The organism is Arthrobacter sp. NPDC080082, assembly GCF_040686595.1.
Classification (GTDB): Bacteria; Actinomycetota; Actinomycetes; order Actinomycetales; family Micrococcaceae; genus Arthrobacter.
The window spans coordinates 809,755-822,744 of the sequence record NZ_JBFBKQ010000001.1 but is presented as its reverse complement, the minus strand read 5'-3'; the positions used below and the strand labels follow the sequence as shown (position 1 = coordinate 822,744).

10 protein-coding genes are annotated in these 12,990 nt (G+C 69.4%); 7 read left to right on the top strand and 3 right to left on the bottom strand.

Annotation, left to right across the window (positions count from 1 at the left end; genetic code table 11):
• Positions 1-8: 8 nt before the first annotated feature.
• Both AB0O44_RS03865 and AB0O44_RS03860 read right to left on the bottom strand, forming a co-directional pair.
• Complete coding sequence (locus AB0O44_RS03865) at positions 9-824, bottom strand: methyltransferase domain-containing protein (protein ID WP_364134413.1); 816 nt, start codon at positions 822-824, stop codon at positions 9-11.
• A gap of 9 nt (positions 825-833) precedes the next feature.
• The gene (locus tag AB0O44_RS03860; protein ID WP_364134410.1) at positions 834-1,325 is read right to left on the bottom strand and encodes a MarR family transcriptional regulator; all 492 of its coding nucleotides are present in this window, start codon (positions 1,323-1,325) and stop codon (positions 834-836) included.
• 190 nt (positions 1,326-1,515) lie between these two features.
• Between AB0O44_RS03860 and AB0O44_RS03855 the strand changes: the two genes are divergently transcribed.
• The 7 genes from AB0O44_RS03855 (at position 1,516) to AB0O44_RS03825 (ending at position 9,482) form a co-directional block, all read left to right on the top strand.
• On the top strand, positions 1,516-3,726 hold the full coding sequence (locus AB0O44_RS03855; RefSeq protein ID WP_364134407.1) for an MMPL family transporter: 2,211 nt from the start codon (positions 1,516-1,518) through the stop codon (positions 3,724-3,726).
• A gap of 180 nt (positions 3,727-3,906) precedes the next feature.
• Complete coding sequence (locus AB0O44_RS03850; RefSeq protein ID WP_364134404.1) at positions 3,907-4,323, top strand: hypothetical protein; 417 nt, start codon at positions 3,907-3,909, stop codon at positions 4,321-4,323.
• A gap of 378 nt (positions 4,324-4,701) precedes the next feature.
• Positions 4,702-6,558, top strand: coding sequence for a molecular chaperone DnaK (dnaK, locus tag AB0O44_RS03845; RefSeq protein ID WP_364134401.1), 1,857 nt, complete (start codon positions 4,702-4,704; stop codon positions 6,556-6,558).
• Positions 6,559-6,560: 2 nt separating this feature from the next.
• Complete coding sequence (locus tag AB0O44_RS03840) at positions 6,561-7,208, top strand: nucleotide exchange factor GrpE (RefSeq protein ID WP_290256373.1); 648 nt, start codon at positions 6,561-6,563, stop codon at positions 7,206-7,208.
• Positions 7,209-7,384: 176 nt separating this feature from the next.
• Positions 7,385-8,365, top strand: coding sequence for a DnaJ C-terminal domain-containing protein (locus AB0O44_RS03835; protein ID WP_364134398.1), 981 nt, complete (start codon positions 7,385-7,387; stop codon positions 8,363-8,365).
• A 9-nt stretch (positions 8,366-8,374) separates the two neighbouring features.
• Positions 8,375-8,797, top strand: a complete 423-nt coding sequence (locus AB0O44_RS03830; RefSeq protein WP_364134395.1) for a helix-turn-helix transcriptional regulator — start codon at positions 8,375-8,377, stop codon at positions 8,795-8,797.
• Between the two features lie 286 nt (positions 8,798-9,083).
• Positions 9,084-9,482, top strand: coding sequence for a hypothetical protein (locus tag AB0O44_RS03825; RefSeq protein WP_364134392.1), 399 nt, complete (start codon positions 9,084-9,086; stop codon positions 9,480-9,482).
• A gap of 12 nt (positions 9,483-9,494) precedes the next feature.
• Here the strand turns inward: AB0O44_RS03825 and AB0O44_RS03820 are convergent, their stop codons facing one another.
• Positions 9,495-12,974 carry an SNF2-related protein gene (locus tag AB0O44_RS03820; protein ID WP_364134389.1) on the bottom strand — a complete coding sequence of 1,160 codons (3,480 nt, stop codon included), beginning with the start codon at positions 12,972-12,974 and terminating at the stop codon, positions 9,495-9,497.
• Positions 12,975-12,990: the final 16 nt, after the last annotated feature.

Sequence of the window (12,990 nt, the reverse complement as noted above, 5' to 3'; positions counted from 1 at the left end):
GGGCGACCTCAGGCGCGGGCGATGATCTCGCCGTTGGGGATCAGGAACCAGCCGTCGTCGGTGGATCCCCAGCGGTGCCAGCCCGCGGAGATCCGGGCCAGGTCCGCGGGAGTGGCGAAGCCGTACTCCACGGCCTGCTCCGCGAAGGAGGAATGCAGCACCCGTTCGCCCCACACCCGGGCCTGCCAACGCCGGGTCTGGCCGGTGGCGTAGAGCCAGTTGCTGCTGGAGGGCGCGACGTCGGTGAAGCCGGCAGACTGCGCCCAGGACACCAGCCGCCGCCCCGCGTCCGGTTCCGCGCCGTTCCGACGGGCTATCCGCTGATACAGCTCCATCCATTCGTCGAGTTCCGGGACGGCCGGGTACCAGCTCATGCCGTGGAAATCGGCGTCGCGGGCGGCGACGATGCCCCCGGCCCTGGCCACCCGGCGCATTTCCCGCAGCGCGGCCACCGGGTCGGTGAGGTGCTGCAAGACCTGGTGGGCGTGGACGACGTCGAAGCTTTCGTCGTCGAAGTCCAGGTCGTAGAGGTTGCCGGCCACGAAGCGGGCGTTGGCGGTGCCGCGTTCGGCTGCCAGGGCGGAGGCGTGGGCGATCACCTCGGCCGAGCGGTCCAGCCCGGTCACCTCCCCGGGCGCCACCAGTGCGGCAAAGTCGCACGTGATACTGCCCGGGCCGCAGCCGACGTCGAGCACCGAAACGCCCGGGGTCAGGTGCGGGAGTATGAACGCTGCGGAGTTCTCCGCCGTGCGCGACGCGTGGGCGCGGACCACGGATTCGTGATGGCCGTGTGTATAGACATCCTCTGGCTGTTCGGCGCTCATGGCCACAGGCTACGCGCTTCCGGCCGCTTCCTCGCCTGCCCGGACCGTGGCGGCGATCATCTCGGTCAGGAACCGGGTGGCCACCTCCAGTTCCTCCGGGGTGAAGCGTTCCATTGCTGCCCCCATGTGGCGGGCCAGCGGCAGGAACATGGCGCCGCCGTCGTCGAAGGCCTTGGCCGTCATCCTCAACTGGACCTGCCGACGGTCCGTGCCCTCGCGTTCCCGCACCACGTGGCCGGAGCGGTCCAGCCGGTCGATGAGGGCCGTGGTGGCGGGGGAGCTGAGGTGCAGTTCCCGGCGCAACACCCCGGGCGTGACCACCTGGTTCTTGGCCGTGTGCTCCATGATCACGGACAGGGCGTTGAGGTCCGTCCGGTGCATGTCGTTGCGGGCGCCGGCGGCGTCGACGTAGCGGTTGGCCTCCAGGCTGAACTCCTGGAGCAGCCGGACAAGCGGCGACGGCTCCCCGGGGCCGCCCTGCGGTGGAATCTCTGCTGACACTGGCCGCTCACCTCCTCCTGCGTTTCGTCCCCCGGCGCACCTGGCGCCCCACGGAGTTTACTCCAGGAGGCTCGACGGATCCCGGGGGAGAATTCCGCACCAATATATCTAGCCAGACACTTATATCCATCATGGAGATAATCTATGATTTACTGAAGTCTACTCCGTACCGCCCCCAGAGAAGGACGCCATGAAAACCAAGCGGCAAAACTCAACCCGTGTACCGTTCTGGCTCCGCTGGCTGGTGCCCGTCCTGCTGGTGGTCACCTGGCTGGCCATCGCCGGCATCGGCGGCCCCACCTTCGGCCGGCTAAGCGAAGTCTCCTCCAACGACCAAGCCTCCTTCCTTCCGGCCGGCGCCGAGGCCACGGAGGCGCAGGACTGGCAGGCCAAGTTCCGCGACTCCAAGGAGATCCCCGCCGTCGTCGTGATCGAAAGCGACGCCGCGTTCACCCCCGCCCAGCTCGGCCAGGCCGCCGCACTCAAGGGCAAGCTGGAGGAGCTCAAGGCCGGCAGCAGCGTGATCGGGCCGATCCCCTCCAAGGACGCGAAGGCCGTGCAGTTCGTTGTCCCCATCGCCTCCTCCGACGAGGTCAAGAACGTGATCAAGGAGGTCCGCGACGAGGTCAAGGCCTCCGCCCCCGAGGGCATGCAGACCTTCGTCACGGGCCCGGCGGGCCTCACGGCTGACCTGGTCAGCGCCTTCGCCGGCATCGACGGCATCCTCCTGCTCGTGGCGCTCGGGGCGGTGTTCGTGATCCTCCTGGTGGTCTACCGGTCCCTGCTGCTGCCCATCGCGGTGCTGTTCACGTCCGTGTTCGCCCTCTGCGCCGCCATCCTGCTGGTCTTCGGCATGGCCAAGCTGGGCTGGATCCAGCTCAACGGCCAGAGCCAGGGCATCCTGTCCATTCTGGTCATCGGCGCCGCGACGGACTACGCCCTGCTTTACGTGGCACGGTTCCGCGAGGCCCTGACGCACACCACCAACCGCACCGCCGCCGCCCTCACCGCGTGGAAGGCCGCGTGGGAGCCGATCCTGGCCTCCGGCGCCACGGTGATCATCGCCCTCCTGTGCCTGCTCTTCTCCGACCTGAACTCGAACAAGGCCCTGGGCCCGGTGGCGGCCGCGGGCATCCTCTGCTCACTCTTTGCCGCCCTTACCCTGCTGCCGGCCATGATGGCGCTCCTCGGCCGCACCGCGTTCTGGCCATTCCGGCCCAAGGTGCTCCCCGAGGAGGAGCGCGAGCCGGAATTCGTCACCGGCCTCGAGGGCCAGAAGGGCCTGTGGCGGGCCACCGGCACGCTGGTTTCCCGACGCCCGCGCACCGTCTGGGTGGCCTCGGTCCTGCTGCTGGTGATCGCCGCGGCGGGCGTGCTCCAGCTCAAGGCCAACGGCGTCCCGCAGACCGCCGTCATCCTCTCCGCCTCCAACGCGGTGGACGGCCAGAAGGCTCTGGCACGCCACTTCGACGCCGGCAGCGGCAGCCCCGCCGTGATCGTCACCGACCAGGCGAAGGCCCAGGACGTGCTGGCCAAGACCAAGGACACCAACGGCGTCGGCGATGCCTACCTGGTGGCCGACGGCGGGGCCCCGGTGATCCCCGGCGCCCCCGGTGCCGCCACCGAACCGGCGGTCCGTGACGGCCGGGTCCTGATCAACGCCATCCTGAACGACGCGGCCGACTCCAACGAGGCCGAGAACGTCGTCGTCGAACTCCGCAAGGAACTCAAGACCATCGACAGCGGCGCGCTCGTCGGCGGGGTCACGGCCACGGCGCTGGACACCAACACCACGGCCCAGCGCGACCTCGTCACCATCATCCCGGTGGTCCTGGCCGTCATCCTGGTCATCCTGATGCTGCTGCTCCGCTCCGTCCTGGCGCCGGTGCTGCTGGTGGCCTCGGTGGTCCTCTCCTACGGCGCCGCGATGGGTGTCTCCGCGGTCGTGTTCAACCACGTCTTCGGCTTCCCCGGGGCGGATGCCACCGTGCCGCTCTTCGGTTTCGTGTTCCTCGTGGCCCTGGGCGTGGACTACAACATCTTCCTGATGAGCCGGGTCCGCGAGGAATCCATCAAGCACGGCACCCGGCCCGGCATCCTGCGCGGCCTGGGCGTCACCGGCGGCGTGATCACCTCCGCCGGCGTGGTCCTGGCCGCCACCTTCGCCGCCCTGGGTGTCATCCCCATCATGTTCCTGGTGCAGCTGGCCTTCATCGTGGCGTTCGGCGTGCTGCTGGACACGGTCCTGGTCCGGTCCCTGCTGGTCCCGGCCCTGGCCTACGACCTGGGCCACCGGATCTGGTGGCCCAGCAAGCTGGGCCGGGCGGAGACCGACCGTGCGGCACGAGCCCAGGTCTCCCAGCAGCCCGAGCCGGAATCCGCAGAGGCGGGAGTCCGCTAAGACCCCCCGGCCGCAGCCGCCGTCACCGCTCCTGGTTCCCCCGCCAGGCAACCGTGGCGGCGGCTGCCTGGTTAAGGGGCATCCCCGGCGCAGGGAAACGGCCCTGTCGCCGCCCGGGGTCCCTCGATAGACTGCCCCTGCGCCCGAGCGGGCGCGCACGCCTGCAGGAGGGATCCACCCATGTCTGACAATCACGGTGAGTTTGATCGAACGGCAGCAGAAGAAGCGCGGCATGATGCGGCCGCCCCTGCCGCCGAGGAGACGGGCCTTGAGGCCGACGCCGGCCAGTACGTCGAGGGCGACTACGGCAACGCCGGCGTGACCGGGGAGAACCCGGCCGGCGCCCCGGAGGGCGAATACGCCGAGGGTGACTACGGCAAGGCCGGCGTTGCCACCGGCTCCGCGGTCGGCGCCGAGGAAGGCGACTACCCCGAGGGTGACTACGGCCGCGCCGGCGCCACGGGCCCCGATGCCGTCGCCGGCGTCGAGGGCGAATACGAAGAGGGCGACTACGGCGCCGCGGGCGCCACCGGCCACCGCGCAGCGGGCGAGGCGGCCCGCGACAACGAGCGTCGCGACGACGAAACCGGACGCTAGGCGCGCAGAAGGACTTTTCAAGCGGGCCCGGCGGGACCGTTCTCGCAGAGCGAAACGACCGCCGGGGCACCCGCCCTGCGCACTGGCGAAATCGCAGTGGCGACGAAATCCGCGGAATCCCGGGGTTTGGCGGGACAAAACCGCCGACCTCAGCGCCGCCGGCGCGGTTGAAATCCGCACCGTTAGCCAAAGTTGAGCGGAAGCGACTCAACTTTGGATTGACATCGGAATGAGCCTGCGTAGACTTGAGTGCAGAGCGCTCAACAAGTGGGCGCGCCTCGACAATCGACGGGCTCGATGCCGGGTTCACTCCCGGTCGCCGGGCCTCCGCCCGATGGCCGGGGGCAGCACGTTTCCAAGGAAAGAAGGAAGCCACACATGTCACGAGCAGTAGGTATTGACCTCGGAACCACCAACTCCGTTGTTTCCGTTCTCGAAGGTGGCGAGCCCACCGTCATTGCCAACGCCGAGGGTGGCCGCACCACGCCGTCGGTCGTTGCGTTCTCCAAGTCCGGCGAGGTCCTGGTCGGCGAAATCGCCAAGCGCCAGGCCGTCAACAACATCGACCGCACCATCTCGTCGGTCAAGCGCCACATGGGCACCGACTGGACGATGAGCATCGATGACAAGAAGTACACGGCGCAGGAAATCTCCGCCCGTATCCTCATGAAGCTCAAGAACGACGCCGAGTCCTACCTGGGCGAAAAGGTCACCGACGCGGTTATCACCGTCCCGGCCTACTTCAACGACGCCGAGCGCCAGGCCACCAAGGAAGCCGGCGAGATCGCCGGCCTGAAGGTCCTGCGCATCGTCAACGAGCCCACCGCGGCTGCCCTGGCCTACGGCCTGGACAAGGGCAAGGAAGACGAACTCATCCTCGTCTTCGACCTCGGCGGCGGCACCTTCGACGTCTCCCTGCTCGAAGTTGGCAAGGACGAGGACGACTTCTCCACCATCCAGGTCCGCGCCACCGCCGGTGACAACCGCCTAGGCGGCGACGACTGGGACCAGCGCGTCGTGGACTACCTGCTGAACCAGCTCAAGGTCAAGGGCATCGACCTGTCCAAGGACAAGATCGCCCTGCAGCGTCTCCGTGAGGCTGCCGAGCAGGCCAAGAAGGAACTGTCCTCCTCCTCCAGCACCAACGTCTCCCTCCAGTACCTCTCCGTCACCCCCGACGGCCCGGTCCACCTGGACGAGCAGCTGACCCGCGCCAAGTTCCAGGACCTGACCAAGGACCTGCTTGAGCGCACCAAGAAGCCGTTCCACGACGTCATCAAGGAAGCCGGCATCAAGCTCTCCGACATCGACCACATCGTGCTCGTCGGCGGCTCCACCCGTATGCCCGCCGTCTCCGAGCTGGTCAAGGAACTGGCCGGCGGCAAGGAGCCCAACAAGGGCGTCAACCCGGACGAGGTCGTCGCCGTCGGCGCTGCCCTGCAGGCCGGCGTCCTCAAGGGCGAACGCAAGGACGTGCTGCTGATCGACGTCACCCCGCTCTCCCTCGGTATCGAAACCAAGGGCGGCGTCATGACGCACCTGATCGAGCGCAACACCGCCATCCCCACCAAGCGGTCCGAGACCTTCACCACCGCGGATGACAACCAGCCGTCCGTGGCCATCCAGGTCTTCCAGGGCGAGCGTGAATTCACCCGCGACAACAAGCCGCTGGGCACGTTCGAACTGACCGGCATCGCACCGGCCCCGCGCGGTGTGCCGCAGGTCGAGGTCACCTTCGACATCGACGCCAACGGCATCGTCCACGTCTCGGCCAAGGACAAGGGCACCGGCAAGGAACAGTCGATGACCATCACCGGCGGTTCCAGCCTCTCCAAGGAAGACATCGACCGCATGGTCCGTGACGCCGAGGAGCACGCAGCCGAGGACAAGGCCCGCCGCGAGGCGACCGACACCCGCAACACCGCCGAGCAGCTCGCCTACTCCGTGGACAAGCTGATCGCCGACAACGCGGACAAGCTGCCCGAAGAGGTCAAGACCGAGGTCCAGGCCGACGTCGACGAGCTGAAGAAGGCGCTCGAGGGCACGGACGACGCCGCCGTCAAGACCGCGTTTGAGAAGCTGCAGGCTTCCCAGACCAAGCTCGGCGAGGCCATCTACGCCCAGGCCGGTGCCGCTGAGGGTGCCGCCGGTGCCGAAGGTGCCCCGGCCGGCGAGAAGGCTTCCGACGAGGACATCGTCGACGCCGAGATCGTTGACGAAGACGAGAAGAAGTAATCATGCCGCACCACGGTAACGAAGCAGAGCACGGCGGCGAGGGCCCGGACGAGAGCCAGAAGCCGGTGGTCCACGACAACCGCAAGGTTGATCCGAAGACCGGCCAGGCCCGGCACCCGGACCAGGAACATGCCGCGGCGGAGTCCGGATCCGGGGACGCCCTGTCCCAGGCCGAGGACATCCTCAACAGCGTGGACGTCCCGGCCGCGGAATCCGTGGCGCAGGGCGTCGACGCCGGGGAAGCGGAGGAACTGAAGAACGACCTCCGCCGCCTGCAGGCCGAGTACGTCAACTACCGCAAGCGCGTCGAACGCGACCGCGCCGTAGCAGGGGAGATGGCCGTCATCGGCGTCCTGAACTCCCTGCTCCCGGTGCTGGACGACGTCGACGCCGCCCGGCAGCACGGCGACCTGGCCGACGGCCCGTTCGCCGCGATCGCCGCGAAGCTGGAGAACGCGCTCAAGACCTACGGTCTGGTGCGCATCGATGAGACCGGCGTGGAGTTCGACCCCACGATCCACGAGGCCCTCATCCAGCAGCCCGGCGCCGACGTCGAAACCGACACGGTCAGCCAGGTCCTCCGCTCGGGCTACAAGTCCGGCGACCGGGTCCTGCGCGCCGCCCAGGTGATCGTGTCCGTCCCGGCGTAGTGTCACCACCGCGCCTTCGCGGATGAGGGGGCCCCGCCCCTACGCGTGGAGGCAAAGTCCTGACGGACTTTGCCTCCACGCTCCGGCAGGCCCGAAGCCACTCCCGGGCCCCCTCATCCGCTTGGGCGCTCCGCGGTAATCTCGCCTTACGCTTTGTTTTTTGAAAGGAAACGCCAGTGGCCAGCCAGGACTGGGTCGACAAGGACTTTTACAAGATCCTTGGTGTCGCCAAGGACGCTTCCGACGCCGACATTAAGAAGGCCTACCGGAAGCTCGCCCGGCAGCACCACCCGGATACCAATGCCGGGGATACCGCGTCGGAGAAGAAGTTCAAGGACATCTCCGAGGCCTATTCCGTGCTCTCCGACGCCGACGAGCGCCAGCAGTACGACGCCATCCGCGCGATGGGCGGCGGCGCGCGGTTCGCACCCGGCGGTACGGGCCAGCCCGGCGGCGGGGCGGGCTTCGAGGACCTCTTCGGCGGCCTGTTCACCGGCGGTGGCGGCCGCCACTCCGGCGGCTACAGCACCGCCGGCGGCATCCCGCCTGAATTCGCCGACCTGTTCGGCGGCGGCGGTTTCGGCGGTGGCCAGTCCTTCCAGCGCGGCCCGCAGAAGGGCGCGGACCGGACCGCCTCCACCAGCATCTCCTTCGCCGGTTCCATCCGCGGCACCACCATCGGCCTGCGCGAACCCGACGGCGAGGTCATCGACGTCCGCATCCCCGCCGGCATCAAGGACGGCCAGAAGGTCCGGGTCCGCGGCAAGGGCCAGTACGGCCCCGCCGGCAACGGCGACCTGATGGTCACCGTCTCGGTCAAGCCGCACGATTTCTACACCCGCGACGGCGACAATCTGCGCATCCACGTCCCGGTCACCTTCCCCGAGGCGGCCCTGGGCGCGGACATTGAGGTTCCGACGCTCGACGGCGACAAGGTCCGGGTCCGGGTTCCCGCGGGAACCCCCACCGGCCGGACGCTCCGGGTCAAGGGCCGCGGCGTCAAGCACAGCAAGGCCACCGGCGACCTGCTCGTCACCATCGACGTCGCCGTCCCCAAGAAGCTGACCAAGGAGGCCGAGGACGCCGTCAAGGCGTTCGCCGCGGCCACCGCCGGCGAGGACGTCCGCGCGGGCCTGGCAGCCAAGGCCCGGCTGTAGGGTCCAGCCATGGACATCGAGTTCGACCAGCCGATCTTCGTCATCTCGGTCGCCGCTGAGCTGGCGGACATGCACCCGCAGACGCTGCGCCAGTACGACCGGCTCGGCATCGTCTCGCCCAGCCGCGCCCCCGGGAAGTCCCGCCGGTACTCGCAGCGGGACGTGAACATGCTCCGCGAGGTGCAGCGGCTTTCCCAGGAAGGCGTCTCGCTCGAGGGCATCAAGCGGATCCTGCAGCTGGAGAACCAGGTCGCGGCCCTGCAACACCGGGTCGCCGAACTCACCGAGGAACTGGGCCGCCGCCGGCAGCCGCTGGATTCCCGGATCTTCGCCGCCGGTGCCGCGGGCGATGTGGTCACGCTCGCCCGCGGCCAGCGGCCCCGCCCCCGCTCCCAGGCCCTCGTCGTCTGGCGCCCTCGCGACAACTCCTGATCCGCCTAGGTAGTCCGCCCGGCGGGACTGAGTAGCCGCCCGCAAAGACGGGTGGTGAAAAAACAAAGTCGAGTACCGCGACCCCCTGACGGGCCGCTTTCCCTCCCGGTTAGATGGTCTCGGCGGCGCACTGCCGCCACCGGTCGACGCCCTCGGGCAGGCCGGTCACGTGCACACGCCGGGGGGCAGCACCGAAGATTCAGCACACCCGTGATCCGCGGGACACCACCATTTCCCGACGCGCGTCCGCAACGGCGCCGGCGTCCGCACTGAGCGCGGGCCGGCCATGAACTCCGGACTGAACGCCCTGGCCCTCTTCGGCAACTCCCTGCCCGGCCTGCTGTTGCTCACCTTCGGCCAGACGATCGTCGTCGTGTGCGTCTGCACCGACATGGTCCGGGCCGTCTCGGTGCCGCGCTCCCAACGCCGCTACCTGGCCAACACCGTCTTCCTGACCCTGGTCCCGCCGTCGATCCTGGCTTTGAGCCTGGCCGTGCTCGTGTACGCGGCATCCGGGGCGTGGGCGCAGACCGCCGGCGGTGTCTTCGTCCTGGTGACGGTGATCTTCCGCTGGCACACGGACCCGGACGAGGACAGCTGGTGGAAGGGCAAGGGCAAGCAGCTTCGCCGCTGGTTCCAGCGGCGGTTGGCCACCGGGCGGGTCACCGCTCCGGCCGCCGCCTGAGGCCCGCCCCGGCTAGTCGTCGAAGAGCCCGGCCAGGTCCTCCGCCGTCAGCGTCCCGCCGGCCAGCGCATCGCCCTCCACCACGTCGGCGAACAGCTGGGACTTCTTCGCCTTCAAGGCCATGACCTTTTCCTCGATCGTGTCCTTGGCCACCAGCCGGTACACCATCACGTTGCGGGCCTGGCCGATCCGGTGCGTCCGGTCCACGGCCTGCGCCTCGGACGCCGGATTCCACCACGGGTCCAGCAGGAACACGTAGTCCGCCTCGGTCAGGTTCAGGCCGAAGCCGCCGGCCTTGAGGCTGATCAGGAACACCGGGGCCGCGCCGTTCTTGAACTCGCTGACCACGTCCGCGCGGTTCCGGGTGCTGCCGTCCAGGTAGCAGAACTCGATGTTCTCCTCGATCAGCCGCTCCCGGACCTTGCCGAGGAACCCGGTGAACTGGCTGAAGATCAGCGCCCGGTGGCCCTCCGCCACGAGGTCCTGGAGTTGTTCGAAGAGCACGTCCAGCTTGCTGGCCCGGATCCCCGAGAGGGACGGGTCGATCAGGGACGGGTCCAGGCTGAGCTGCCGGAGGAGGGTGAGGGACTGGAAGATCGTGAAGCGGTTCTTGTTCACGTCCTCGATCAGGCCCAGGATCTTCTGCCGTTCGCGCTGCAGGTGGGTCTGGTAGACCTTCTGGTGCCGCGGATTCAGCACCACCTCCAGGATCTGTTCCTGCTTGGGCGGCAGGTCCCGGATCACCTGCTCCTTGGTGCGGCGCAGCATCAGCGGGCGGACCCGGCGGCGCAGCTTGTCCAGCCGTGCCCGGTCCCCGTTCTTCTCCACCGGCCGCTGGTAGTTCTCCGCGAAGCGCTTGGGGCTGGCGAACAGCCCGGGCGCCACGATCGAGGTCAGCGCCCAGAACTCCATCAGGTTGTTCTCCAGCGGCGTGCCGGTCACCGCCAGCTTGAAGTCCGCGGGCAGCTTCCGGGCGCACTGGTAGGCCTTGGACTGGTGGTTCTTCACGAACTGCGCCTCGTCCAGCACCAGGCCGGCCCAGCGGCGGGAGGCGTACGCGTCGTAGTCGATGCGGAAGAGCGCGTAGGAGGTGATAACGACGTCGGCGCCGGCCAGCGCATCGGCAGGATCGGAGCCGCTCTTGGCGAAGGTCTCGCCGATGGCCCGCACGGTCAGGCCGGGGGCAAACCGGGCGGTTTCGGCCAGCCAGTTGCCCACCACGGACGTGGGTGCCACCACCAGGAACGGGGCGCCACCCGCCGCGTCGCCGGAGGCCCCGTCGTCGCCGTCGTTGTCCTCCGCCCCGGGAGAAGCGGCCGCCTCCGCCGCCGCGATCTTCGCAGCGCAGATCAGCGCGAGCGTCTGGACGGTCTTGCCCAGGCCCATGTCGTCGGCCAGCACCCCGCCCAAGCCGTGGCGGTAGAGGAAGCTCAGCCAGTTGAAGCCCTCCAGCTGGTAGGGCCGCAGCTCCGCGTCCAGGGTGTCCGGCAGCGGCAGGCCCTTAACGCCGCCCTCCAGCAGGCCGCCGACGGCATCCCGCCAGGCGGAAGCCTGTTCGTCCACGATCCCCAGCTGCGCCAGCTCGTCCCAGAGCCCGGCCTGGAAGCGGCTGATCTGAAGCGGGGCGTCCTTGTTGTCCTGCAGCTCCCGGGCCTCCTCGATCAGGGCGCGCAGTTGGTGCAGCTCGGGCAGGTCCAGGGAGAAGTATGCGCCGCTGGGCAGCAGCATCTTCGTCTGGCCGGCGGCGAGGGCGGAGAAGACGGCGGCAAAGGACACCGGCTGGCCCTCCAGGGAGATCTGGATGCCCAGGTCGAACCAGTCCCGCTGCTCGGTGGCCTTGGTGGAGATGGAGACCACCGGGGCCTCCTCCGCCTCGCGGTAGTCGGCGATCTCTCCGGCGGTATCCACGGTGACCTCGGGCAGCTCGCGCAGCCGGGGGAGGACCTCCTCGGTGAACGCCAGCGTGTCCAGGCCGCTGAGCTCGGCGGAGTCAGCGAGCCGGGGCGTGCCCCAGCCGCCGGTGGCGGATTCGCCGAGCTTGGGTACCACCTCCCAGGGCTGTCCCACGGTTTCGAGGATGCGCGCCTCGGCGGTGTCGTCCCGGTAGCCGTGGTCACCGGGGTGGCGCCAGAGCGGCTGGGCGGTGACCAGGGTGCCGGAGGTGTAGTGCCACTCCCAGTGCAGCCGGACCCGGTGGTCCGCGCCGTAGTTCGCCAGCAGGGACAGCGTGGGGACGGCCAGTGCCGGCAGCTCCACCGACTCGTCCGAGGCGGTGACCCGGGCGGTCTGCTTCAGCTTCGGGTAGAAACCGGTGAGGAACCGGGTCTCGTCCCGGGACGGGATGTGCAGCGTGGTGCCGGCGGTGACGAACGCCAGCAGTTCCTCGCTCAGCCCGGCCTCGAGCGGCGCGAGCGTGATCGTGGCGCCCTCGGGTGCCAGGCCCGGGAGGGTTCCCGCGTCCCCGGTGACGAAGATGCCGTGCGCGGGGCGGCCGATGGTGCCCACCGCCGCGGGGTCCACCTCGGTGCCCTCGACGGTGATGGTGGGGGCGAGGGCCAGACCGCCGCCGTCATTGCCGGCTCCGGGGGCGCTGCCGGTGCCGTTGTCGGCGCCGGCGGGGGTGCCGAAACGGGTGAGGTTGAGGCCGACGGCGGCGGGGCTGGCCGCCAGGTGCACGGGCTCGTCCGCCTTACCGTGGACCAGGGCCAGGCCGATCTTGCGGGCCTCCTCCAGCAGGCTCCAGAGGTTCCGGCCGGCGTAGGTGTTCAGGCCCAGCCAGAGCCCGGTCCCGGCGTGCTGGCGGTTCGCCACGGAGGTGTGGGAAGCCAGGAACTCCAGCATCCACTCCACGTGGGCCTCGTTGCACTCCCGGCGGTAGTTCAGGTAGCTCAGGGTGCTCCACGAGACGTCGCCGCGGATCCACTTGCCCTTCGCGCCCATGATGACGGGCCGGGCCTTGAGCTGGCAAACGCTGCGCAGCGGGTCCCGGCGGCCGGTGTAGGAGAAGTGCGGTGCCGGCTCCTCGATCTCGAACTGCAGCGCCAGGGGCACGCCGGCGGAGGGCTGGGTGGACGCCTGCCGGGACAGCAGCGGGCTGAGCGCCTGCTCCCAGTCCGGCAGGTCCACGGGGGCCGGCTGGCGGGAGAGCCGGGAGGTTTCTGCGGGGGCGAGCAGCTGCACGCGGGTGGCCGGGTTGTCCTCCGCCGCGAAGAGCAGCGCCGCGACGTGCTTGCAGTCCTTGCGGACCGGGCAGCTGCAGACCCCCACGGTGCAGCTCCAGCCCCCGCCCTTGCGGACCAGCTTCGCCGTCGTCGAATACGGCACGGGGGACCCGCCGCGGACCTTGCCCAGCATCAGCCCGGTGGCGGCGTCGAAGGAAATCCCGGAGACGCGGCTCCCCATGGCGTAGGCGAGCCCGGCCGCGAGGGAGCGGTCGTTGATCGCGGGGGTCTGGATCGCCAGTGCCGCATTCTCATCCGGATTCGAAGGCATGGAGGCACTACTTTCG

Coding starts and splice junctions, on each gene's coding strand:
- AB0O44_RS03865 (WP_364134413.1), bottom strand. CDS start 824: ATGAGCGCCGAACAGCCAGAGGATGTCTATACACACGGCCATCACGAA.
- AB0O44_RS03855 (WP_364134407.1), top strand. CDS start 1,516: ATGAAAACCAAGCGGCAAAACTCAACCCGTGTACCGTTCTGGCTCCGC.
- AB0O44_RS03850 (WP_364134404.1), top strand. CDS start 3,907: ATGTCTGACAATCACGGTGAGTTTGATCGAACGGCAGCAGAAGAAGCG.
- dnaK (WP_364134401.1), top strand. CDS start 4,702: ATGTCACGAGCAGTAGGTATTGACCTCGGAACCACCAACTCCGTTGTT.
- AB0O44_RS03840 (WP_290256373.1), top strand. CDS start 6,561: ATGCCGCACCACGGTAACGAAGCAGAGCACGGCGGCGAGGGCCCGGAC.
- AB0O44_RS03830 (WP_364134395.1), top strand. CDS start 8,375: ATGGACATCGAGTTCGACCAGCCGATCTTCGTCATCTCGGTCGCCGCT.
- AB0O44_RS03825 (WP_364134392.1), top strand. CDS start 9,084: ATGAACTCCGGACTGAACGCCCTGGCCCTCTTCGGCAACTCCCTGCCC.
- AB0O44_RS03820 (WP_364134389.1), bottom strand. CDS start 12,974: ATGCCTTCGAATCCGGATGAGAATGCGGCACTGGCGATCCAGACCCCC.